Source organism: Pedobacter sp. Hv1 (assembly GCF_001412215.1).
Lineage (GTDB): Bacteria > Bacteroidota > Bacteroidia > Sphingobacteriales > Sphingobacteriaceae > Pedobacter.
In genome coordinates this window covers 248158-270850 of sequence record NZ_LLWP01000001.1, presented here as the reverse complement: position 1 = coordinate 270850, position 22693 = coordinate 248158, and the positions used below count along the sequence as shown (strand labels likewise).

At 37.7% G+C, this 22693-nt stretch carries 23 protein-coding genes; 3 read left to right on the top strand and 20 right to left on the bottom strand.

Annotated elements, in window-relative coordinates; all coding sequences use genetic code 11:
• Positions 1-73: 73 nt before the first annotated feature.
• From AQF98_RS01335 to AQF98_RS01295, 9 genes are all read right to left on the bottom strand, one after another.
• On the bottom strand, positions 74-757 hold the full coding sequence (locus tag AQF98_RS01335) for a cell division ATP-binding protein FtsE (protein ID WP_055130116.1): 684 nt from the start codon (positions 755-757) through the stop codon (positions 74-76).
• Between the two features lie 2 nt (positions 758-759).
• A complete protein-coding gene (locus tag AQF98_RS01330; protein WP_055130115.1) occupies positions 760-963 on the bottom strand; it encodes a hypothetical protein in 204 nt (67 codons plus the stop codon).
• Between the two features lie 50 nt (positions 964-1013).
• Positions 1014-2942, bottom strand: a complete 1929-nt coding sequence (locus AQF98_RS01325) for a gliding motility-associated C-terminal domain-containing protein (RefSeq protein ID WP_152969603.1) — start codon at positions 2940-2942, stop codon at positions 1014-1016.
• A 149-nt stretch (positions 2943-3091) separates the two neighbouring features.
• Complete coding sequence (locus AQF98_RS01320) at positions 3092-4444, bottom strand: DUF3526 domain-containing protein (protein WP_055130113.1); 1353 nt, start codon at positions 4442-4444, stop codon at positions 3092-3094.
• Between the two features lie 20 nt (positions 4445-4464).
• A complete protein-coding gene (locus tag AQF98_RS01315; protein WP_055130112.1) occupies positions 4465-5913 on the bottom strand; it encodes a DUF3526 domain-containing protein in 1449 nt (482 codons plus the stop codon).
• Positions 5914-6103: 190 nt separating this feature from the next.
• A complete protein-coding gene (locus tag AQF98_RS01310) occupies positions 6104-8611 on the bottom strand; it encodes a TonB-dependent siderophore receptor (RefSeq protein ID WP_055130111.1) in 2508 nt (835 codons plus the stop codon).
• A 9-nt stretch (positions 8612-8620) separates the two neighbouring features.
• Positions 8621-9322 carry an ABC transporter ATP-binding protein gene (locus tag AQF98_RS01305; protein WP_055130110.1) on the bottom strand — a complete coding sequence of 234 codons (702 nt, stop codon included), beginning with the start codon at positions 9320-9322 and terminating at the stop codon, positions 8621-8623.
• Positions 9323-9390: 68 nt separating this feature from the next.
• On the bottom strand, positions 9391-9699 hold the full coding sequence (locus AQF98_RS01300) for a hypothetical protein (protein WP_055130109.1): 309 nt from the start codon (positions 9697-9699) through the stop codon (positions 9391-9393).
• A gap of 127 nt (positions 9700-9826) precedes the next feature.
• Complete coding sequence (locus AQF98_RS01295; protein WP_055130108.1) at positions 9827-10846, bottom strand: acyl-CoA reductase; 1020 nt, start codon at positions 10844-10846, stop codon at positions 9827-9829.
• A 77-nt stretch (positions 10847-10923) separates the two neighbouring features.
• Between AQF98_RS01295 and AQF98_RS01290 the strand changes: the two genes are divergently transcribed.
• Positions 10924-11274, top strand: a complete 351-nt coding sequence (locus AQF98_RS01290; RefSeq protein ID WP_055130683.1) for a 4Fe-4S dicluster domain-containing protein — start codon at positions 10924-10926, stop codon at positions 11272-11274.
• A 77-nt stretch (positions 11275-11351) separates the two neighbouring features.
• On the opposite strand, the gene AQF98_RS01285 is transcribed toward AQF98_RS01290, so the two are convergent.
• Both AQF98_RS01285 and AQF98_RS01280 read right to left on the bottom strand, forming a co-directional pair.
• Complete coding sequence (locus tag AQF98_RS01285; protein WP_055130107.1) at positions 11352-11906, bottom strand: AAA family ATPase; 555 nt, start codon at positions 11904-11906, stop codon at positions 11352-11354.
• Positions 11907-11953: 47 nt separating this feature from the next.
• Positions 11954-12403 (bottom strand): universal stress protein, encoded by a 450-nt coding sequence (locus tag AQF98_RS01280; protein ID WP_055130106.1) that lies wholly within the window; start codon positions 12401-12403, stop codon positions 11954-11956.
• Between the two features lie 100 nt (positions 12404-12503).
• On the opposite strand from AQF98_RS01280, the gene AQF98_RS01275 reads away from it, so the two are divergent.
• Positions 12504-13283, top strand: a complete 780-nt coding sequence (locus AQF98_RS01275) for a C40 family peptidase (protein ID WP_055130105.1) — start codon at positions 12504-12506, stop codon at positions 13281-13283.
• Between the two features lie 95 nt (positions 13284-13378).
• Here AQF98_RS01275 and AQF98_RS01270 read toward each other — a convergent pair whose 3' ends face one another.
• Positions 13379-14029: a YceH family protein gene (locus AQF98_RS01270; protein WP_055130104.1), complete on the bottom strand. Its 651-nt coding sequence runs from the start codon at positions 14027-14029 to the stop codon at positions 13379-13381.
• A gap of 106 nt (positions 14030-14135) precedes the next feature.
• Between AQF98_RS01270 and AQF98_RS01265 the strand changes: the two genes are divergently transcribed.
• Positions 14136-14861, top strand: a complete 726-nt coding sequence (locus AQF98_RS01265) for a carboxypeptidase-like regulatory domain-containing protein (protein ID WP_055130103.1) — start codon at positions 14136-14138, stop codon at positions 14859-14861.
• Here AQF98_RS01265 and AQF98_RS01260 read toward each other — a convergent pair.
• From AQF98_RS01260 to hisD, 8 genes are all read right to left on the bottom strand, one after another.
• Positions 14848-15750: a WD40 repeat domain-containing protein gene (locus AQF98_RS01260; protein WP_055130102.1), complete on the bottom strand. Its 903-nt coding sequence runs from the start codon at positions 15748-15750 to the stop codon at positions 14848-14850. The genes AQF98_RS01265 and AQF98_RS01260 overlap by 14 nt on opposite strands.
• 67 nt (positions 15751-15817) lie before the next feature.
• Positions 15818-16426 carry a bifunctional phosphoribosyl-AMP cyclohydrolase/phosphoribosyl-ATP diphosphatase HisIE gene (gene hisIE / locus AQF98_RS01255; RefSeq protein ID WP_055130101.1) on the bottom strand — a complete coding sequence of 203 codons (609 nt, stop codon included), beginning with the start codon at positions 16424-16426 and terminating at the stop codon, positions 15818-15820.
• 184 nt (positions 16427-16610) lie between these two features.
• Complete coding sequence (hisF, locus tag AQF98_RS01250; protein WP_055130100.1) at positions 16611-17366, bottom strand: imidazole glycerol phosphate synthase subunit HisF; 756 nt, start codon at positions 17364-17366, stop codon at positions 16611-16613.
• 75 nt (positions 17367-17441) lie between these two features.
• Positions 17442-18191: a 1-(5-phosphoribosyl)-5-[(5-phosphoribosylamino)methylideneamino]imidazole-4-carboxamide isomerase gene (gene hisA, locus AQF98_RS01245; RefSeq protein ID WP_055130099.1), complete on the bottom strand. Its 750-nt coding sequence runs from the start codon at positions 18189-18191 to the stop codon at positions 17442-17444.
• Position 18192: 1 nt separating this feature from the next.
• On the bottom strand, positions 18193-18813 hold the full coding sequence (gene hisH, locus AQF98_RS01240; RefSeq protein ID WP_055130098.1) for an imidazole glycerol phosphate synthase subunit HisH: 621 nt from the start codon (positions 18811-18813) through the stop codon (positions 18193-18195).
• Positions 18814-19062: 249 nt separating this feature from the next.
• The gene (gene hisB / locus AQF98_RS01235) at positions 19063-20196 is read right to left on the bottom strand and encodes a bifunctional histidinol-phosphatase/imidazoleglycerol-phosphate dehydratase HisB (RefSeq protein ID WP_055130097.1); all 1134 of its coding nucleotides are present in this window, start codon (positions 20194-20196) and stop codon (positions 19063-19065) included.
• Positions 20197-20266: 70 nt separating this feature from the next.
• Positions 20267-21310: a histidinol-phosphate transaminase gene (hisC, locus tag AQF98_RS01230; RefSeq protein ID WP_055130096.1), complete on the bottom strand. Its 1044-nt coding sequence runs from the start codon at positions 21308-21310 to the stop codon at positions 20267-20269.
• A gap of 79 nt (positions 21311-21389) precedes the next feature.
• Complete coding sequence (gene hisD, locus AQF98_RS01225; RefSeq protein WP_055130095.1) at positions 21390-22673, bottom strand: histidinol dehydrogenase; 1284 nt, start codon at positions 22671-22673, stop codon at positions 21390-21392.
• Positions 22674-22693: the final 20 nt, after the last annotated feature.

Sequence of the window (22693 nt, the reverse complement as noted above, 5' to 3'; positions counted from 1 at the left end):
CAGCCATGCTGTCAGCTAAAATTATGGATTAGTGAACAGAATGGCTGAAATCTAAAATTTTGTCAGAATTGTACTAGGCAATTTGTGCATCTTCATGCACTACACCACCTTCGCATTTAATGATACGTGAAGGGAAGGTGCGGATAATATGGTAATCGTGGGTAGCCATTAAAACGGCAGTTCCACTCTGACTGATCTGTTTCAATAACAATACAATTTCTTCTGAAGTGTCAGGATCGAGGTTACCTGTAGGCTCATCTGCCAAGATGATCTCTGGGTTGTTTAACAAAGCTCTGGCAATTACCACACGCTGTTGCTCGCCACCAGAAAGTTCGTGAGGCATTTTTTTGATTTTAGAACGTAGACCTACTTTTTCTAATACATCTTTAATGCGCTCGTTAATTAGGTTTTTATCTGTCCAGCCGGTTGCCTTTAGTACAAATTCTAAATTTTGTTCAACAGTTCTATCGCTTAACAATTGAAAATCTTGGAACACAATGCCCAATTTTCTGCGTAGATATGGTACATCTTTATCGGCCAGGTTTTTTAGATCAAAGCCAGCAACTTTTCCATTTCCATTTCCAATATGGAGATCGCCATAAATTATTTTTAACAAACTACTTTTTCCAGAACCTGTTTGTCCTATCAAAAAAACAAATTCACTTTTGGCAATATCAAGGTTTACGTTTGATAAGACCAAGTGTTTCTGTTGAAAAACATCAACATTTTGTAAGTTGATTACTATGTTTTCTGCCATGTTTAAATATCTAATTTAGTAACCTGTCCAAAAGGCAAGTCATTAATAATGTTCATGATGTAATCTAGTTTATCGCCAAAGCCCAATTTGTCTAATGACTTGTCGGGGCGATCTACCCTAAAATAAGCCAAAAGCGTAAACTTCTCGTCTCTGAGTTGTACGTAGTCGGGTATTTTGGCTATGCCTTTTACTTTGATGATATACATTTGTTCAAAAATAGTATTTCTAGCTGATAATTGAACTGAAATAATCGATTTTATCTCGTTAAAAACACCCAGCCTGTAAATGGTTTAAAATCATCATTTAGGTAAAGTGTGTAATAATAGGTTGCTGTAGGGAGATCTTTACCTTTAAATTTGCCGTCCCAAGCTTTAAAAGGTCCCTTGCTTTCGTAAATAATCTGTCCCTCTCGGTTAAAGACTTTTAACTGTGGGGCTGGAAAGGCTTCTGCAGCTGGGATGTTCCATTTATCGTTGATCCCATCGCCATTTGGCGTAAAGGTATTCGGGATTTCTATTTTAGGATATACTTTTACAAATACTTCATCAACTGATTCATTGCAGCCAGATTTTACCGTAAGGGTATAGGTGATGTCTTTTGGAGGCGAAGCAATGGGATTGAGTTTAGTGGGGTCGTCTAAGTAAGTGGTTGGGCTCCAAGTATAGGTAATGTTATCGCCCGCCACTTTGCCATTCAAGGTTGCAGATTGGCCAAAAAGTAGTTTTTTATCTTCACCAGCATCAGCAACAGCTAACTTTAACACATTAACCTGAACTGAAGCAGTAGCAGAACAATTGCCATTAGAAACGGTAACCGTATAATTGGTGTTTTGTAGTGGAGAGGCAATGGGGTTGGCAATAGTTGGGTCTGATAAACCTTCAACAGGCAACCAACTGTAAGAGGTACCGCCAGTAGCCGAGAGGTTAACACTGCTTCCGACACAAATGGCTGTATTGCTGAGGTTAATTTTTGCATTTACTTGTGGCAATACCTGAACATTGATCTGACTGGTTTTGACACAGCCAGCTGAGTTTGTTACCTCAACCGTATAAATGCCACTGCTATTGCTATTGACATTGTTTAAAATAGGATTTTGGAGTGTAGAAGAGTAGGCATTTGGCCCTGTCCATTTAAAAGTTTCATTGGTACTACCATTTACCTGTAATTGTATATCGCTACCTATGCAAAGGCTGCCCGTAACTGAAGCAGTAGGATTAGGATAGGCCACTACATTGATAATGAAATCGCTAGAAGCCACTCTACAACTTGCTGAGTTGATGTTCTGTTGCTCGGCAACAAGCAGACGGTATTGATAGCTTCCCAATTTTGCATTAGAAAAGTTAATTGTAGTTTGAATAAGGTTTTCACCTGCAATATCCTTCCATACACCTGTTGATTTTTCTTGCCATTGGTAGGCCGGGCTTGTATATGCATTAGAAACCTGAGCAGATAAATTGATGCTGCTGTTTTGACCTTCGCAGAGGTCTGCAACCGAAACCACACTGTTATTGATAATGGGTTTGATTTCTGGTCCACATGGCCTAAAGGTAATGTCGTCTAGAGCGAGATCATTACCATTGCCACCTGGATTTTCGTTGGTCATTTTTAAGGTAACCGAGGTTACGTTTGCAGGCGTAGTAAAAACCGTTCCGTATTTGATCCAATCTGAAGGCCCTCCTTCTCTAATGTCATTGGTAAGGATTTCGACACTGGTGGAGTTGTACTCAATAGAAAACTTAATATTGGGCTTAATACCTGGGTTAATCAGGATATTGATAATGTAGGCAGCAAATTCATAAGTGGTATTTGGGCAAACATTGATGCTCTTTTGATAAAATACGCCTTTGTTATAATCGGCATTAACAACCATGAAATAGCCGTTAGGGTCATTTGGAGTATGGTTAACTATGTTTTGATGCCAGCCAGGGTTTAAGCCAGCCGTAGTTTTTACGATGGTATACTCACCATCTTCTGGATTGCCATTTTTATACCTGTAATTGGTTTCGCTAATGGGTGGACCAATTCCATTAGTTCCTCTGCCAAAATCAATATTGATTACTGGGTCTCCCAAGGCGCCCATACAGATTTGTGCATTGATTTTCGAAGCCGAAAAAAGCAAAAATATAACAAGCCCTAAAGTTTTGAAATTGATAGTCAATGGATAGCTGATGTGAATAATCCACAAAGTAGCAATTTTTTATGGTTTGTTAAGTTTGGTAGGTGGTTGTTGTGTTTATGTTGGGGTTAAAATGTGATATGATTTAGGATTGGCGCATGTGGGTGAAAAAAACACGCTAATATGCTTACATAAAAGCGTGTTTATAGGTAGAGTTGTTAAAGTTTAAATAAAGTTTTTTTCATAAAGAATAGACCCAAAATTCCAAATAAGAACGTGTATAAAAGTAAGGGCAACACTGTTTGAGTTAGGCCAATACTTGAGGTTTCTGTAAAACGTTTCATCTCGAAAGCATTCCAGTTTATGCTGTTCACAGGTTTTTCTCCAAAAATTAGCGGATAAAAATCTAGCCTCAATTTCTCATGATATTTTTTTACGGATTGTAAATAGTGCAAGTGATTGTTCAGGTCAGACTGGGCAAATTCGTTCAGTTGCAATTGCGCATATAAACTAGGCATAAAAAGTGAGGCTCTTTGTGTAAACTGTTCTCTTTTGATGGTTTTTTGAAGCATTTGATCTGCTGATTGTTGCGCATCGTCATCGCCCATTTGTTGCATGGCGTAGTACCATAGCCAACTGAACTCTTTTTTAGGAAGAACATAAGCTTTAAATTGAGGATAATGTGCATAAAATTTATTCATCGTTACCTGTTTCTCGATGTCCCATTTTTCGTGATAGCCCTCTCGTTGATGGATCACTGTTTCTAAAGCCTCAGGCATGTTGTATTTGTTGGTTACCCATAAATTGAGAAAGGCTGGGCCAATGATATTCAAGGTGATCCAAACGGTAAGCAGGGTAATGGTGTTATAGTTGGAAGTTTTTCCAAATGAGACGATCAAGAAGGCTATGGCAAACCAGAAGAGCAGATAAGCGAACAATAAAATAATGGAGGCTACTAATGGTTTGTTAACAGGTAAGGGGAGATAAATAGCCGCAAAAGCAATGAGAAGGATAGCTACGCCATAGATTACCAGCATCCGAATGCTAAATTGCATCCATATCACCTGCATTACAGATTTAGATTGAATTTTTGTTAAACCCCAAATTCCCTTTTCTCTTTCTTCTGAAACGATATTGTAGCAAAACACGATAATAATGAGGGGAAACAGATAGATGAAAACAAAATTGAGGTCTAAATTTCCAAGTAATAAACTAGAAGGGTTATTTAAGTCGGTATCATAGATCTGTTCATTTAAATTTCGAATGGTTACCCCGGTAACTGCCGGGTTGATATCTCGTTGACCTATGGCAATAGCACTTAACATAGGAGGTTGGTTAACTACCGAAAAGCGCAGATAATACATTAATAGCCCCATTTCTTTATTGAAAAACCCTACATGTTTTTTGATATGGTCTTTTTGTATCTGAGCTGTTTTTTCGATCATATGGGTTTGTTTTTCTACAAACTTTTTACCGATATGTATACTTGCTATTCCTGTTACCAGCAAAAGAGCAATGCTCCAATAGGTTGCCTTGTTGCGCAAGAAGATTTTAAAAGCTAATAAGTACATTAGATTAAAATTTTAAGGGTTTATAACGTTTTTAATTTTTTGGTAATCGTAAATAGTAGTGTCATTAAGAGGGTAAACCATACCATTAAAGCGACTACTGAATACACTTCATTTTTTAATACCCAATTGATCGTTTTGAATTGATATTTAAAATCAGGCAATTCTGACCAGTATTTATGGCTAATGGTATAAGGTTTATCATTTTCACCTTGTTTAACATTACTAATGTGCTCAATTTGTAAGGCATTCATCTTTTGTGCAAGGTCATACCTGAATTTTTCGGTTTGATTCTGAAAATCGAGATAGTTGGCATAGTCTGCTCCTGTTAATGCCATAGACAAGTTTTTGATGGCTAAATAAGGGTTCAAAAATGCAGCAGCTCTGGTAAAACTGTTTTGTTTGATATAGGTTTGTACCAATCTATTTTGATGTTGCTGATAAATTTGTGCACTTATTCTTTCGCCCTCGGCCATTACCAAGCCACCATAATTAACAGAGAGCTGACTTGTTGAATCTACCTTATACTTTTTAAGGATATCTTTTTTGAACTGCTCGTAATGAGGATCATTTGGGTTGTGGCTATCGCCTTGTTTACTTAACTCTTTTTCAATGGCTGCATTAAACTCTATTTTGGATGGCGATGGATAGAGTTGGGTACCTAATGATTGAGTAGCTTTTGGTAAAATGACAATAAATATGATCCATAAAACAACTAAAACAGTTAGTGCGCCTCTAGAAGTACGGTGCCAAGCAGAAACAAGAACAGCCAGACAGCTGCAAATGATAAAATAAAGGGCATAACCTGTTAGCAAGAAGATCAATCTTTGAGCGGCATCGGTGCTTACCTGCCAATTACTGAGCATTGCCCATAATAAAATAGTAATACAGATTACAGGAATGAAGAGCACAAAACTTACAGAGATAATGCCCACAATTTTCCCTAACAACAATTCAGACCATTTAACACCTTGACAAAAGAGTATTTTCAAGGTGCCATTTTCTCTTTCGGCAGAGATACTTTTATAGCCTAAAAAGAAAATAAGGAGAGGTACGAGTACCTGTAAGATCATGGCAATACTCATTTCTCCAAACCGGATGATACCATTTGAAAAACTAGATTCAGAGAAATTAACAGTATTCTGTTTATGGGCTTCTAAAAAGATAGAAACCCCAGCAAAACTTTCTATACCAAAATCAAAAAAGCTCAATTCGTGTTTCGGCCTAAAGGCCAAGTAACCGTAATGGGCCATCCTGTGTGGGTGTTTATCTGGCTTTGCTAACCATTTTTCTCTTACCAAAGCTTTATACTTGGTTCGTTGATCATTTTGGGTCTTGAAATTCTGCCAGCCAATATAGGTGGCAGCAAATAGTGCAATGCCCAAAACCAATGTTAAAATTAAGGTAGCTCGACTCTTTAGAGCGGTTATCCAAGTTAGTTTTGCAATGAGGAATATTTTATGAAAAGACATAGGATGTTTTAATTATTTGATTTAATATGGAGTTGATTAAGAAGGAGCAAGGATAAAAGCGTAAAAGTGTTGTAATGAGCTAAGGGTTATGAGTTGTTAGCTGTCAGTTTTAAGTTTTCCACTTTTATCCTTTAGCCTTCTGCTTTCAGCTTTCAGCTTTTCGCCTTCAGCCTTCTACTTCCTCCTCCATTTAAAATTTATAGGTGGCATTGAGCATCATATTTCGTGGAGTACCTGGAAACAACCTTAAGTAATTCTGTGCCCCAAGCCAATAAGTGCTATTGAATATATTGTTGACATTTAAAGCCAATTGCAATTTGCTTTTGTTGGGTTGATAATAGATCGCAGCATCAACTAAAGTGTATGCTGGTAAAATAAAATCTCGAGTGTACCAAGGTATTTTGTCGCCACTGTATTGAATGCCCAAACCAAAACCTAATCCTTTTATTTTCTGGAGTTGCTCTATATTATAACGTGTCCATAAACTACCACTGTGGATAGGCGTATTTTGTTTACGTGCTCCAATTAGTAATGGATTTTTGTCGTTAGTTATGGTGGCATTGATGTAACTATAGGTGAAGTTGAACTGCCAGTTCGATTGTATGGAGCCAGAAAGATCAAGATCGAGGCCTCTACTTCTTTCAGCGCCACGGGTGGTGAGTAGATCTGGATTATTAGGGTCGTTAGCACTCATCAATAAGTTTTTCTGATTGATTTCGTAAACGGATAGATTAAATAAGATTCTTTTGCTGAACCACTCAGATTTTAGCCCTACTTCCTTTAAATCGCTTGTTAATGCAGGGAAATTTGTGCCAACAGGAGGGGGCACCGGAACTAAATTTGCGGTATTTGATTGGGGCTGGTAGCCTTGTAGGTAAGTTGTATAAACGTTTATGTTTTCATTTATGGCATACATTAAACCCAGTCGGGGTAAGAATTTATGTTGTGCAACACTTATCTTATTGTTGGTTTTATAATTGCTAATGTCTTCAAACCATTCCTGCCTTAAGCCAATATTTAAAGTTAATTTGTCATAATTGATCTGGTCTTGGAGGTAAATTCCATTAACTTGATATAAACCCGGTTGTAGGCTCGACTTGCTGAAAATATAATCGCTGGTATTGCGTAATGTATAATTAGGGTTTTGCAGATCAAAGTGTTCAACATTAGGTTTAGGGGCTAACACACCATTGTAACTGGTTAGCTGATATAAGCTTTGTTTGTTAGGGTCGTAATTAGCTGTTGATTTGCCATCGGCCAATAAATAGCCACGAGCAGCGTTTTGCCCGCCACCCAAATACTTAATGGTATTGATGAAATCGTAACCCACCACAAGTTTATGGCTAAGTGGACCAGTTTTGCCATTGATATTAAAATAAGCACTTAAGTTATCTGTATTCCAAAATTGTTGCCTTTGTACAACCTGCATGGCTGCCAATGTGGGGATGGGTTTATTGTTTACATCAACTGCAAAAGAATTGGTAGTTCGGTGTTCGAGTAGATTTTCAGACCAAGTTTGTTTCATGTAAGAAATGTTGAGGCTAATCTTTTTGGTAAACGCATGAGAAAAGCTACTCATTAGTACAAGCTCTTTACTTTTGAAGTAATCATTTGGTGCACCAATGCTAAAGTTAATCGGAGTACTGTGTAGGTCTGTTTTGCCAGCAACAGCACCAAATATGGCTTGTCCTCTATCTAAACGGTTGTTACTGTTGTTGTAAATAAGCTCTACATTGATGTTAGTTTTGTCATTAGGTACATAAGAAAACGATGGAGAAATTAAAATGTCTTTGTAAAACTGGAGGTCTCTAAAACTTCTGGCATCTCTATGGCCAACATTTAGTCTGTACAACAAACTTTTGTCTTTATTTAATGGGCCAGTAAAATCTAGTGTACCTGTAATTGAGCTAAAACTGCCAGTAGCGATGCTGATTTCTTTCCTTTCTTCTGCCAATGGCTTTTTGGTTACCAAATTGATACTTCCGCCTGGGTCTACACTTGATAATGTTGCACTTGCCGGGCCTTTGATAATTTCAATCCGCTCAATGTTATTAGTTAAGGGTTGATTGAAGTAATGTTGACGTGTACGCATTCCGTTGATAATCGTTCCCTCTTCATTCTGGCTGATCCCCCTAATGCTAAACTGGTTGTAATAGCTAATTGGGGTAACACCACTGGTGTTTTTTAAGGCTTCTGATAAAGTAAATGCTTGCCTATCGGTAATTAATTCTTTACTTACTGTAGATATTGCTTGTGGGATATCTTTGTTTAATGTGGCAATTTTATTGGCCGAAAATGAATAATTGCTATAGTACTTTTTGCTCTTTGTACCAACAATTTCAACGGTTTGCAAGTTTTCTTCATGCGGTTCTAAAATAAGTACACCAAGGTTAAAACTATTGGGTTGATTAATAGTGTAGGTTTTGGTAAATGTAGTGTAGCCTTCAGCTTGTATCGTGAGTACATATTTTCCTGTAGAGCCTATATCAATCTTAAAATTGCCTAAACTATCTGTACTGCCTTTATAGGTGTTGTTTAAATTTTTTAAATGGATTGTAGCATCATTAATGGGGGTGGTGTTGTTTTTGGTAATTTGACCTTTAATTAAAATTTGTGCCTCTGCATGGTTTACCAATAGGCTAAACGCAAGCGTTAACACAAAGGATAAACCGATGTGTTTTAATAAATATAATTTCATGATAGTGTGTTAGACGGTTTCTAGATAGAGTTTTTGTAATTCTACTGCTGTGATGTTTTTTGGATTAATTTGCTGCACAAGTTCGCCACCTTTCATAATGCCTATGGTACTTGCAATATTTACGGCATTAAAAATGTCGTGTGTAGCCATGAAAACGGTTTTACCCTGTTGCTTTAGATTATTTACAATTCTTGAAAATTCATCAGTAGCCATAGGGTCTAGTCCACTGGTAGGCTCATCCATAAAAATAACCTTTGCATTTTTTGCCAAAGCAATTGCAATGGCAACCTTTTGTCGCATGCCTTTGCTATAACCTTTTAAATGTTTATGATGAGCATTTTTTTGTAAACCAGTTTCCGTTAAAAAATCAGCTAATTGTGCGGTGTTGTATTTTTTTCCGGCAAGGCGGCTAAAATAATCCAAATTTTCTATACCGCTCAGGTTGTCATACAGTTGTACTACTTCAGGTATGTATGATATAAATTCTTTAGGGAGGTTGTCGTTAATTTTTACCTCGGTGTTATTTACATATATTTTGCCAGAACTAGCCTGTATAAAACCTAAGAATAAGTTAATGGTAGTAGTTTTACCTGCACCATTTTGGCCTAAAAGACAATAGATTTCACCTTGTTGTATAGATAGATTTAAATTTTTTAATACCATGGCCGCACCATATTGCTTGCATAGCATTTCTGTTTTTAAGATTTCCATAAAATAATAAGTCTCGGCATTGAGATGCCTAAGAATAATGTGGTTAATAAAAGAGACGATTGTAAAATTTACACGAAAAGGCTTGGGGGTCCTTTGTTGGTGTGTAAAGCATTAAACGCACTTTCTTTACTTATAATTTTTTGGGTAAAAAGAGCTGGATACGAATAAACGTTAGGTAAACTGGTAAATACCACATTGTTGATAATGGGCGAATATTCGAACCCACAGATCAAACATTTTTTGGCTTCTTTGTCAAGAACAATTTTTGGATCTTTTTGGCTTGTTTTTTCGATTTTGGCAACATGTGTCTCGTTTTCAAGCTCATCACAGTGGTGCCAAAAACTTAATGGAGTAGCAATAAAGATGTACAATGCCATAAAAATAAAGGCAATTCTTGATCTTTTGATATGTTTGCTCTTGTACACGAGCTACAAATATATAATTATTGCAGATATAGTGTTAAATTTTATACTTCAATCTAAAAATTAGTAGATGCCGAGTATCTTATATGGTTTTTAAAAAATCAATGGTGTTGATATTATCGGCATAATCCCAAAGTTTAGGATTCTGACTATCGCCAAAACCTACTTTTTCTTTATTGATTTTTAGGGGAAGTGTAGCCACTACACACTGGATTTGCTCATCTTGTTCATTCAGTTTAGCCTCAATTTCGGCTATAGTTTTGTATTCTTCGTAAAACAATACTGCCAATGGCGATACAAAATTTTTATCTTCTTTAACCAAGATAAAGCCATTGTCGAGGTGTTTTGCGCTGTTAACCAAATAAATAGACTTGTTGTAATCGTAATTGTTGTTGTATTTAAAATGGTCGATAATTTTTTGGTATTGCTCAATAGGTTCGAAGAAATTTTTCATATCGTAATTTTCAGGAACATAGATTTTAGATACATTTCTGCAGCCTAAACCAAAATAATCGAAAATATCGTGGCCAAGATTTTCGAGCTCTGCGGTAGTTTCATGACCACTTAATACGGCAACGCTATTTCTATTCTTACGGATGATGTTAGGTACTTTACCAAAATAATAGTCAAAATAACGAGAGGTATTGTTACTGCCAGTAGCAATAATGGCATCGAAATCTTTTAATCGTTCTACATAACTGATCTGAGTTGCCAGTTCAGGCTCAAAAATTACCAGTTGTTTCAATAGGGCAGGTAATAATTTATCATCAGCCGACGACATTTTGATCATCGCAATGTTGCCAATAGCCAATACACAAAGTACATCATGAAAGCCTACTAAAGGGATGTTTCCTGCCAAGATCAATCCTACTTTTTTGGGTGTTGGATTAATGTTGATCTGCTCAAACCATGCCTCTAGATCAGCTGTGTTCAGCATTTTACTTAAGGAGGCCAAAGCTTTATTTACTTCTGTTGGGGTAAACCAAGCATTGTGGTGTTGGATTGATTCGGCTACATTTTTAAATTCATCGCTAGGTTTAGCCATAAATTCGCTGAGCTTTTGTAACGCAATAATTAATCTTCCTTTGGTAAGTGATGACATATTTAGAACTATTATAAATGAATATGTGTTATATTTGCGGTGCAAAGTTAAACTTAGCAATAGATATAGACGAAGACATGGCAATTAAAATAACAGACGAATGCATTAATTGTGGAGCATGTGAGCCAGAATGCCCAAATAATGCAATATATGACGCAGGTACTGCCTGGAGATTTTCTGATGGTACCAATTTAGATGGTATTATCGACTTTGGTGACCAACAAATTGATGCAGGAGCTTCGCAAGAAGCAATTTCTGATGAGGTTTATTATATCGTTTCTGATAAATGTACAGAATGTAAAGGCTTTCATGATGAACCTCAATGTGCTGCGGTATGCCCGGTAGATTGTTGTGTTGATGATGAAGATATTCGTGAAACCGAGGAAGAATTGTTAGCCAAAAAAGCTTGGTTACACCAAGAAGGATAATAAAGACCTTATCGTTTTTAAAATTGTTAGTCGGGATTTGTAATCCCGACTTTTTTTATTGCGGATTTTTAAATCTGCTAGTTGAGAAAACCTTTCTCAACCAACACGTTTAAGATCATCTCCATTCTTTCGTCAGTGGTGTAGTTTTCCTTAAGCATTAAAATAGGCGAGCGTTGTTGCTTGAGCCAATTTTGATGTGCATTTAATGTTCTGTTGGCTATGCCAGTGTCATTGTCGTAATCTTCTGCCCAAGCTATAAATTCATTAAATAAGCTGTTTCTTCCCGGATCGGTAAAAATGATGTCTCCATAACGTTCTTGCTCTCTGTTTTTTAATCTTTCCATTCTAATTTCAGCAGGAATCCATAAAAAGACAATCAGGTCAAAGGCCGGAAATACTGTTGTGCCCCAATTGATGATAGAACCACCTAAAATCCAATCATCTTGTGGTTGCATTGCTTCTTTAATCAATTGATTACGTTTGTCGGGCGCCCTTCTTTTTGTAAATGGTGGGTCTGATGGTTCCCAAAAGTAATTGTCGCTATCAAAATAGGGGATATTGAGTTTGTTGGCTAAAGCATTGCCTAAAGTGGTTACACCAGAACCAGAGGCGCCAAAAATATGGATCTTCATAGATCTCAAAATTAATTAAAATCTAAATATTGAATTTAAAGTGTTCGTTAATTTTCGCCTTTGTTAGGTACAATTAAAACCGGACAGGCAGATTTTCTGGCTACATGTTCGGCTACGCTGCCCATTAAAAAGTGGTATAAGCCCGTTCTTCCATGTGTGCCAATTACAATTAGTTCAGCACCCCATAATTCGGCCTGCTGTAAAATGCCATGGCTTGCCGTGTCTAAAACAGTTAAATAGGTAGTGGCAATGCCATTGCCGTATTTGCTTTCCATTTCCTTTAACAACAGGTGACTATTTTCTTCACTGTTGTCGTACATTTCCATAAAAACAGGAGCCAACGTGAAATCTGGATTTACAGTAGTGGGGGCAGGTTCAATAATGTTGAGCAGGGCTATTTCTGCACCAAATTTTGTAGCCATTTCATAGCCACTTTTTGCTGCTTTTTCAGAACAAGTACTATTGTCTACAGCAATTAATATCTTTTTAAAGTTCATCGGGCAAGCATTTAAATTTAACACTATAAAAATAACAAATTTTGCCCATAAATGTTTGGTTCTGATGGTTTATCATTATTTTTAGGCCATAAATTAAAATATGGAAACCTACCACGTTTGTCGAGTTGCTGTAGCGCCGTTAAGAAAAGAACCATCAGATAGAAGCGAAATTGTATCGCAACTGCTTTTTGGAGATCGGGTAAAAGTGTTAGAAAAAACCGAAAAGTGGTGTTTGGTGCTAACGCATCATGATCAGTATCAGGCATGGATGGACCATAAACAGTTGGAGAAGATTTCTGAACTACAGTTTGTTGATGATAACGGCTTTAAATATGTTACATCTGCTCAATTAAACAATACCCTAATTGCCAGCAATGGAACTGCTTATTATTTAAGTCCAGGTAGTACTTTACCTTATTTTGAAGATGGGTTTTGCTATTTGGGCGAGCAACAGTTTGAAGTGAAATCTACACCTATTCTTCCACATCGGGTTAAGTTTAAAACAGAGGTAGAAAAAACCGCCAAATTTTACGAAAATGCACCTTATCTATGGGGTGGAAGAACTTTGTTCGGTATAGACTGTTCTGGTTTTGTACAGATCGTTTACAAACTGAATGGGGTCGAATTGAGGAGAGATGCTTCACAACAGGCAGAACAAGGTCAATTGGTAGATTTTTTAGCTTCTGCCACTTTAGGCGACTTAGCTTTTTTTGACAATGAAGAAGGAAAAATTACGCATGTGGGCTTAATGTTAAGCAATGACAAAATTATCCATGCAGCAGGCAAAGTAAGAATTGATCCAATAGACGACCAAGGAATTTATAATGCAGAATTAGGGAGATACACGCATAAATTAAGGATCATCAAAAGATTTGTATAGAGCGTGGTAAGTTTTAAGTAATACGTTACTTTCAACCTTTCACTTTCAACTTTTCACTTTGAACTTAAAACTTACCACTTAAAACTTATTACTCACTACCCCATCAACTCCTTCATCAACTTGTCAAAGTTCGTTTTAAGCTCCGCTAGTTCTTCTTCTACTTTGGTTAAACGTTCTTCCAACTCATTATTCGACTTTGGACTTTCTTTTGCAATGTACTCTTCTTCAAAAGCTTCTATGTTGCCAGAGAAAAGGTGCATGTAGCGAACTTCTTTTTGCCCAGGTTTACGCGGTAATTGTTTAATGTAAGCAGGTTCTTCATTAGCTAGTTTCTCTAATACCTGTTGTACTTCTTCTAAAGTCTCAAATTCATGTAACCTCCCAGAGTTGGTATTGATTTCGCCAGGGGTTTGTGGCCCTCGTAAAAATAAAAGACACATGATGGCAACTTCGGCAGGTAAAACCGGAAAAACAATAGCAAAATTATGTTTGTATTTGATGTTCCTGATCGAACCTCCAGTGGCTGTAGAGATCAATCCAGCAATTTTTAAGGTATTTAATGCATTTGTTATGGTCGAGTCATCATACTGAACTACTGGTTTACGAGATGTTTTTTGATTACAGGCAGCCGCTAAACCATTTAAGGTCATTGGATAATAATCAGGGGTAGTTTTACATTTTTCCATCAAAGCGCCCAATACTCTAATCTGCGCAGCATCTAATACAGGTAATTTAGTCATGTCCATACGCTAAAGGTAAATGATTTAGGCAAAATTTGAAATGAAAAGCGATATAATTTCCTATTACAATAGAATTTAAGGCAAAAAGTTATCTTTATAAAATTGTGTTGATATGTCGAAACTTAAAATTACTGTGCCAGAGCCCTGCCAAAAGAATTGGAACGATATGCAGCCCGCTAAAGATGGGCGAATTTGTAGTTTTTGTGAAAGGGAGGTTGTTGATTTCAAGTCGTGGAGTACAGCAGAACTGATAGATTGGTTTGGCAAAACAGATCGGAAAGTATGTGGACATTTTAACCAGTATCAATTGGATGCTGTTAAAAAAGATAAAACTAGCTCAAACAATTGGGCGTTGAGCTCGAAGATTCTATTAACGTCTTGTTTAGCTTTGTTTGCAGGTACTCAAGCTTATGCTAGTCATAAAATTCATGAAGAAAGAAAAACTGTTCAGACAAAAATATTAGCACTCGAGCTTCGCAAAGACAGTTTAATGATCAATGGTAAAGTAAAAGATAGCTTAAGTCAAACAAATCTGCTTGGTGTAAAGGTGTGGATAAAAGGTACAGCACAATTTGCATTTACGGATAATGAAGGGAGGTTTAAAATTTCCATTCAGCCACAACAAGATCAGCAGGTAGTTTTGATATTTTCCAGTGTTGGTTATTTAACCAAGGAACTTATTGTCTTGCCAGAAAAAATTGAAAATTTGAACATCATGTTAAAGGTTGATCATGATGCTGAACAGCACGTGCTTGGTGCAGCTGTAATTACTTCATATAAACTTCCTTTTTGGAAACGAGTAGCAAGATTCATTACAAATCCCTTTAAGCCTCGTTAAATTCCCAAATCATTACTTTTCTATCATCTCCTGTCGAAATCAGGTATTTTCCATCGGCAGACCAAATGATTTTATTGATGGAATGTGTGTGACCAACACCAGCTTTTTCAATGCTTAAGATTTTATAGAGTTTGAAATTTTCGGCATCCCAAAGTTTAATGCTCTTATCCTGACTACTTGTTGCAAAATAGGGGAGGTTTGGATGGAAAGCAATATTGTAAATGGTAAACATATGCGCAGGAATAGTTTGCAATAGCGCATAGTTGGGCAAAGTCCATATTTTTAATTGCGCATCCCGGCTGCCAGAAATCAAGTAATGATTGTTGGGGTGGTAGCTTAAGGAAGTTACAGGTAAAGAATGCCCTTCTAAAGCTTGTTTTAAGCTGTAATCGGTTAGGTTATAGATGCGGATCAAATGGTCTTTGCAGCCAAAGGCAATTTCAGTTTCATCTGGCGAAACAGCGATACACCTCACGGTATCGTAAGCCACTTGGAACCGATAGATCTCTTTAAAATCTACCAACGACCAAACAGCTACAGTTCCATCTTCTCCGGTAGTAAGTAATTCGTTTTTCCTCTGAATAGTTTGGATATCGAAAATAGGTTTGGTGTGTGCGTTTACTCTGGCAACAATTTTTGATGTGTTTAGGTCAAAAACGCTAAAAGCACCACTTCTTTCGCCTATAAAAAGTTGATGCTGGTATCGGTGTAAACAATAAACAGAACTTTGAACAGGTATTTTTACCCTTACAAAAGCCATGTTGGCTAACGACCATTCTACAACGCCCTTGTCATTGCCAGCGCTCAAAAATAGCCCAGGTTGATCAGTATTGACCAAGGCGTAAACGGGGTTTTGATGTCCGGCAAATGTTTGAAGATGTTTGAGCATATTGAAGTTTAAAGTGAAAAGTTTAAAGTAAAAAGTTGAGTTGTGGTGAACTTTTAACTTTCAACCTTTAACTTGATTTGTGTCTTTTCTCCAAATTTAAAGCAATATCCTGAATAGATAGCCCTTTTTCTTTTAACAAGAACATCAAGTGAAAAAGTAAGTCTGATGCTTCGCCAATAAACTCTTTTTCAGTTTCTGCCAATGCGGCGATTACGGTTTCTACACCTTCTTCGCCAACTTTTTGAGCAATTTTGTTCAGCCCTTTTTTACGCATCTTATTAATGTAGGAGTCTTCAATTGGATTTTCATACCTATCATTAATGATATTTTCTAACTCAAAAATAAAGTTCTGGTTATAATCAGTTTTGAAACAGCTTCTGCTTCCGGTATGGCAAGTTGGCCCTACAGGAGTGGCTTTAACCAATATGGTGTCGTTATCGCAATCGATATGGATAGATTTTACAAAAAGAAAATTGCCACTTTCTTCACCTTTGGTCCATAAACGGTTTTTAGAACGCGAAAAGAAAGTTACTTTGCCTTCATCCTGTGTTTTTTCAAAAGCTTCAACATTCATGTAGCCCAACATTAAAACTTCTAACGTTTTGTTGTCTTGTACAATTACTGGGATTAAGCCATTTGTTTTCTCCCAATCAAGGGATGAGCTGTCTATATTCATTTGTTATTTGGTAAATAGGTAGTAGTAGTAAATAGGGAATGGGGAATAGAAAATAGGTTAATTGCCTTTTATCTTGATACTCAAATCTAATATCTCAATTCTCACTTCTCAAGTCTCATATCTTCTTTAGTCTTTTATCTTCATACTCACATCTCAAGTCTCACATCTAGCTTCTCACATCTCTTTACAATCTTACTGGGATATTGTGTTTTCTTAATTCTTGTTTCAATTCGGGGATCAATATTTCACCATAATGGAATACCGAAGCGGCCAATGCAGCATCAACCCCAGCTTTTTGAAAAACTTCGGTAAAGTGTTCGGTTTTTCCTGCTCCGCCAGAGGCGATGATCGGAATATTGATCATTTGGTTTATTTTCTCAAGTAGTTTGCAATCAAATCCCTGCTTAGTGCCATCATGGTCCATAGAGGTTAACAAGATCTCACCTGCACCCAAATCTTCAGCTCGTTTAATCCAGCTTTCTGTTTCTAGCTCGGTAATTAACCTGCCGCCATTAAGGTGTACAATGTTTTTGCCATCAATATGTTTGGTGTCAACCGCTAAAACTACAAACTGTACCCCAAATGCTTTTGCCAAATCTTCAATCAATTGAGGGTTCTTAACTGCAGCAGAATTGACGCTGATCTTATCTGCACCTGCATTTAACAGTGCTTCTGCATCGGTAATTTCGCTAATTCCGCCACCAATGGTGAAAGGAATGTTCAATTGTCTGGCTACTGCTTTCACCATCTCGATCATCGTTTTACGACGTTCGTGTGTAGCTGTAATGTCTAAAAAGACAAGCTCGTCTGCACCTTGCGCTGCGTATTGTGCTGCTAGCTCAACCGGATCACCTGCATCACGTAGGTCAACAAAATTGACGCCCTTTACCGTACGCCCATCTTTAACATCTAAACAAGGGATAATTCTTTTTGATAACATAGTATTTAGTAGTTGGTATTTAGTAGTTAGATTGTTCTAGACAATGTCTAAATACTAAATACTAAAATCTTACGTCTAGATAGAGCTTAAAGCTTTCAAATTCCATTCTTTGATCTCTTCAATAGAAATCCTATCCTCGTAAATTGCTTTGCCCACAACCACACTTCTAATGTCTAGTTTGGCCAGTTCTTTAATGTCGTCCATTGAGCTTACCCCACCAGAGGCAATTAACTTGATAAAAGGCGAGTGGTCTAATAGTTTTTTGTATAAATCTACAGCAGCACCTTCTAATTTGCCATCTTTGTTAATGTCGGTACACAAGAAGCGGAAGAAACCCAGTTGCAAACATTTGTCAACGTAATCCATTAATTTAATTGGAGAGCTTTCCATCCAGCCCGAATATTTGATCACCTCGTCCAATACATCAATTGCAATCACGATCCTATTGGCATAACCTTCTTTTTTAACAAAGGCCTTACTCAATTCGGGTAAAAAATCTGGATTGCTAATGGCCTGTGTACCCACAATAACCCGATGTATGCCCGAATCTAAAAGATTGTTTACCTGTTCTATGGTTCTTATTCCGCCACCATATTGCACCCGCATATCAGTTTTTTTAATGATGTCGAATAAGGTTTTCTGATTGCTAAAATCTCCTTTGGCTCCATTCAAGTCAATAATGTGAATGAAATCTGTGCCGTTAGATCGGTAACGTTCAATCATTTCTTTGATCGAAACATCGTACTCAGTTTTTTGGTTATAGTCGCCTTCGCGTAAGCGGACAACTTTTCCATCTAAAATATCAATTGCAGGGATAATGTACATTTTATAAACTTAGGTTTGAGAAGTTTTTCAATAAAAGCGCCCCTGCTGCACCAGATTTCTCTGGGTGAAACTGAACGCCATAAAAATTATCTTTCTGTATTGCCGCCGAAAACCTGTTGCCATAATTTACAGAGGCAATATCAAAAATAGGGTTATATTCAATAAAATAAGAATGTACAAAGTAAAATTGTGTACCCTCTTGAACATCCTTAAATAGCAGATTGTTTTTAAAATCTACGGTATTCCATCCCATATGGGGGATTTTGATGCCTAAATCTTTATCAAAAAGTTTAGTTTGTAAAGGGATGATATCCAGTAAGTTTGCATCTCCTTCTTCAGAATGAGCGGTTAACAACTGCATGCCCACGCAAATGCCCAGTACGGGTTTGGTTAAGGCTTTAATGGCATTGACCATGCCCGTTTGATCGAGCTTCTGCATCGCTGCACCCGCATGCCCAACTCCTGGAATGATGATGCGGTCGTACTTTTCCAGATCAGTTTCGGTATTGACCATGCCATAAGCAATGTCTTGCCGCTCTAATGCCGCGGTAAGCGAAAAAATATTGCCAGCACCATAGTTTACAATGCCAATTGTATTTTCTTTTTTATTGTTTTCGTCCATTTCTCTTTTTAAATAGTAGAAAATGAGTGTCAGTTTTTCATTGGTGCTGCAGTCCCGCTATTCGTTGCAACATTTTTATTGTCAGTCTGAGCTTGTCGAAGATCAATAAAAACATTTCCACTGCTATCAGGTTTATTTTACAAAGTTTGTGCGCTAAAGCCTCTCGGTCTTAAAGTAAGTCCTTGGTTTAAGCTCTCCAGTTAAACAGTTAACCAATTAACCGATTAAACAATTAACCAATTTCCCGCCTTACAACACGCCCTTTGTACTTGGTAAAACCAGTTTTTCAGCATCTCTTTTAACGGCCATTTTAATTGCTTTAGCAAAGGCTTTAAAGATCGCTTCTATTTTATGGTGTTCATTATCGCCTTCGGCTTTGATATTGAGGTTGCATTTTGCCGTATCGCTAAAAGATTTAAAAAAGTGGAAGAACATTTCTGTAGGCATATCTCCAACTTTTTCTCGCTTAAAATCAGCATCCCAAACTATCCAATTCCTGCCGCCAAAATCAATGGCAACCTGCGCCAAACAATCATCCATGGGCAGGCAAAAACCATAACGTTCAATGCCAAGTTTATTGCCTAATGCTTGTGCAAAGGCTTCGCCTAAGGCAATACCTGTATCTTCAATGGTGTGGTGTTCGTCAATGTGTAGGTCGCCTTTGGCCACTATGTCCAAATCCATGCTGCCGTGTCTGGCAATCTGGTCTAACATATGGTCGAAGAAATTTAGACCCGTTTTGATATTTGCTTTACCTGTACCATCTAAATCTAGGCTAATTGTAATGTCGGTTTCGTTTGTTTTACGTTGGTGACTTACCTTTCTGGCACCAGCCCTTAAAAAAGTATAAATGTCTTCCCAGTTTCTGGTCTCTAAAGCAATTACATCACCTAAGGTTTCTATTTTGTCTAAAGCCTCATTGGCCCCTAAAGCATCATTCTGACGGAGAAAAATAGCTTTAGCACCAAGGTTTTTGGCTAAGATTACATCATTCAACCGATCGCCAATTACGAAAGAATTTTTCAGATCGTATGCTTCATCAAAATATTTGGTCAATAGTCCGGTTTGTGGTTTGCGGGTAGGGGCATTGTCTTTTGCAAAAGTCCTGTCTATCACCACCTCACTAAATATCACACCCTCGTTGGCAAAAGTATCGATCATAAAATTGTGTATTGGCCAAAAGTTTTCTTCAGGATTTGAAGGTGTACCTAATCCGTCCTGGTTGGTGACCATTACCAACTCAAAATCCAGCTCTTTGGCAATTTTAGAGAGGTAATACAATGCCCTTGGATAGAATTTCAGCTTGGCAAAACTATCCACCTGCTCATCCTCAGGTTCGATGTTCAGCGTGCCATCTCGGTCTATAAATAATATTTTTTTCATTTGTTTAAATTATAATTAAGCTTAAGGCTTAAAGCGGAAAGCTCAAAGCCTGCAACATATAACTCGCAACCTACAACTCACAACCCATAACCCTTATCAATGCTGTATTCTCTGCTTCGGTGCCTACGGTAATTCTTAAACAACCTTCACAAAGCGATACTTTTGAACGATCGCGAACAATAATTCCTTTATCCATCAGCGAATTATAGGTGGCTATTGCATCAGTCACTTCAACCAATATAAAATTAGCGTCTGAGGGGTAAACTTTTTTAACCAATGGCAGTTTGGCCAACTCGGTGCGTAACCTTTCTCGTTCTGTAACCGTTAGGGTAATCCACTGGTTAACTTGTTGAATGTTTTGCAAAGCGGCCAAGGCCAAATCTTGTGTAGCCTGATTGATGTTATAGGGAGGTTTTACTTTATTCAGGATATCAATAACTGGGCGTGAAGAAAAAGCCATGCCCAAACGTAGCGCAGCCAAGCCCCAAGCTTTTGAAAAGGTTTGCAAGATGACCAAGTTGGCATATTCTGTTAATTCTTGAATAAAGGTCTTCTGCTTGGCGAAATTGATGTAAGCCTCATCAATCACCACTAAGCCCTTAAAGTTGGCTAAGATCGTCTCTATATCTGTTCTAATGATCGAATTACCTGTGGGGTTGTTAGGCGAACAGATAAAAATCAGTTTGGTGTTAGCGTCTATCGCTTCTGCAATCTTTTCTAGGTCAAGTTGGAAGTTGGGCAAGAGCTCAACTTTTCTTACCTCTACATCGTTGATGTTTGCCGAAACCTCGTACATGCCATACGTTGGTGGAAGGATAATTACATTGTCTTTGCCTGGGTTGCAAAAAGCCCTAAACAAAAGGTCGATTGCTTCATCGCTACCATTGCCCAAAAATGTATTTTCTATGGGCACCCCTTTAATTTTACTAATCGCATCTTTTAAGTCCAATTGTAAAGGGTCTGGATAGCGGTTGTAATTGGCTGGTAAAGGAGAGCCAAAGCTGTTCTCGTTGGCATCTAAAAATATACTGGCTTCACCCTTAAACTCGTCTCTAGCGGTAGAGTAGGGGCGTAGGGTTTTAATGTTTTCTCTTTGTAGGTCTTTGATATCCATTTTTCTTTTTTTTGAGAGATGAGAAGTGAGATTTGAGGTATGAGACTGGGATAGGTTCTAGTTTCTCATAGCTAACTTTTCACATCTCTTTTAATCTTATTGTTATCGCATTTCGGTGTGCTTGTAACCCTTCTGCTGTTGCCAATACTTCAACTGTGGGGCCAATATTGTTTAAACCATTAGCTGTTAAGTGTTGAAAGGTGATCTTCTTTAAAAAAGAATCAACTGAAACACCCGAAAATGCTTTGGCAAAACCACTTGTGGGTAAAGTGTGGTTGGTGCCAGAGGCATAATCGCCAGCGCTTTCTGGAGTTAAGTTACCCAAGAAAACAGACCCCGCATTGATAATCAACGGAATAAGTGGTTTAAAATTTTCGGTTGCCAAAATTAAGTGCTCTGGTGCATAGCTATTGCTAAAATCCATTGCTTCGGTTAAATTTTCGGCATAAATGATGTAAGAATTGGCAATTGCTTTAGCTGCAATATCCTTTCTAGGTAGGTCAAGTAGCTGTTTTTCAATTGCTGAAATGGTTTTGCTTATCATTTGAGCTGAGGTAGCCACCAATATCGCTTGACTATCAGTTCCATGCTCTGCCTGCGCAAGAAGGTCTGCAGCAATAAATGACGGATTGGCAGTATCATCAGCCACTACCAAAACCTCTGATGGACCTGCAGGCATATCAATGGCAAGCGTATTTTGAACCTGTTTTTTGGCTTCGGTTACATAGCGGTTTCCAGGGCCAAAAATTTTGTCAACCTTCGGGATTGTGGTGGTACCATAAGCCATTGCAGCCACAGCTTGTGCACCCCCAACCAAGTAAACCTTCTCGATGTTTAACAAGGTGGCCACATAGGCAATATAGGTGTTGATCTTGCCATCACTTTGTGGAGGAGAGCAGACTACAATTTCTTTGCAACCCGCAATTTGAGCAGGAATACCCAACATTAAAAAAGTACTGGGCAGTACGGCTGTGCCACCAGGAATATAAAGCCCAACTTTTGCTATGGCTCTAGCTTCTCGCCAACAAGTTACCCCAGGCATGGTCTCAATTTTAGCTTCTGTTTGAAGCTGAGCTGCGTGGAAGGTATAGATATTTTGATAAGCAATATCAATGGCATTTTTTACTGCTAAGGGAATAGCTTCAGCCAGTGCTTGCAACTCGGATTTGCCAATAAATAAGGTGTTCAATTTAACCTTGTCAAATTGTTCGGTAAACGAAAATAGGGCGTTGTCACCATCAGATTTTACAGTAGAAAGGATCGTTTCTACCCTCGAAAAGATCAAATCATCATCTTCTGCCTGACGTGAACATAGTTGCTCTATTTTTTGTTGAGTTAAATCTCTGTAATTATAGATTTTCAATTTGTTATGTTTTGAATTTA

Bases quoted from the DNA above. Each gene is read 5' to 3' on its own strand.
- AQF98_RS01260 (WP_055130102.1), bottom strand. From the start codon at position 15,750: ATGCTCAAACATCTTCAAACATTTGCCGGACATCAAAACCCCGTTTAC.
- AQF98_RS01280 (WP_055130106.1), bottom strand. From the start codon at position 12,403: ATGAACTTTAAAAAGATATTAATTGCTGTAGACAATAGTACTTGTTCT.
- hisB (WP_055130097.1), bottom strand. From the start codon at position 20,196: ATGAAAAAAATATTATTTATAGACCGAGATGGCACGCTGAACATCGAA.
- AQF98_RS01265 (WP_055130103.1), top strand. From the start codon at position 14,136: ATGTCGAAACTTAAAATTACTGTGCCAGAGCCCTGCCAAAAGAATTGG.
- AQF98_RS01335 (WP_055130116.1), bottom strand. From the start codon at position 757: ATGGCAGAAAACATAGTAATCAACTTACAAAATGTTGATGTTTTTCAA.
- hisC (WP_055130096.1), bottom strand. From the start codon at position 21,310: ATGGATATCAAAGACCTACAAAGAGAAAACATTAAAACCCTACGCCCC.
- AQF98_RS01310 (WP_055130111.1), bottom strand. From the start codon at position 8,611: ATGAAATTATATTTATTAAAACACATCGGTTTATCCTTTGTGTTAACG.
- AQF98_RS01295 (WP_055130108.1), bottom strand. From the start codon at position 10,846: ATGTCATCACTTACCAAAGGAAGATTAATTATTGCGTTACAAAAGCTC.
- AQF98_RS01330 (WP_055130115.1), bottom strand. From the start codon at position 963: ATGTATATCATCAAAGTAAAAGGCATAGCCAAAATACCCGACTACGTA.
- AQF98_RS01275 (WP_055130105.1), top strand. From the start codon at position 12,504: ATGGAAACCTACCACGTTTGTCGAGTTGCTGTAGCGCCGTTAAGAAAA.
- AQF98_RS01315 (WP_055130112.1), bottom strand. From the start codon at position 5,913: ATGTCTTTTCATAAAATATTCCTCATTGCAAAACTAACTTGGATAACC.
- hisA (WP_055130099.1), bottom strand. From the start codon at position 18,191: ATGTACATTATCCCTGCAATTGATATTTTAGATGGAAAAGTTGTCCGC.
- AQF98_RS01320 (WP_055130113.1), bottom strand. From the start codon at position 4,444: ATGTACTTATTAGCTTTTAAAATCTTCTTGCGCAACAAGGCAACCTAT.
- hisF (WP_055130100.1), bottom strand. From the start codon at position 17,366: ATGTTATCAAAAAGAATTATCCCTTGTTTAGATGTTAAAGATGGGCGT.
- AQF98_RS01305 (WP_055130110.1), bottom strand. From the start codon at position 9,322: ATGGAAATCTTAAAAACAGAAATGCTATGCAAGCAATATGGTGCGGCC.
- AQF98_RS01290 (WP_055130683.1), top strand. From the start codon at position 10,924: ATGGCAATTAAAATAACAGACGAATGCATTAATTGTGGAGCATGTGAG.
- hisH (WP_055130098.1), bottom strand. From the start codon at position 18,813: ATGGACGAAAACAATAAAAAAGAAAATACAATTGGCATTGTAAACTAT.
- hisIE (WP_055130101.1), bottom strand. From the start codon at position 16,426: ATGAATATAGACAGCTCATCCCTTGATTGGGAGAAAACAAATGGCTTA.
- AQF98_RS01300 (WP_055130109.1), bottom strand. From the start codon at position 9,699: ATGGCATTGTACATCTTTATTGCTACTCCATTAAGTTTTTGGCACCAC.
- AQF98_RS01285 (WP_055130107.1), bottom strand. From the start codon at position 11,906: ATGAAGATCCATATTTTTGGCGCCTCTGGTTCTGGTGTAACCACTTTA.
- AQF98_RS01270 (WP_055130104.1), bottom strand. From the start codon at position 14,029: ATGGACATGACTAAATTACCTGTATTAGATGCTGCGCAGATTAGAGTA.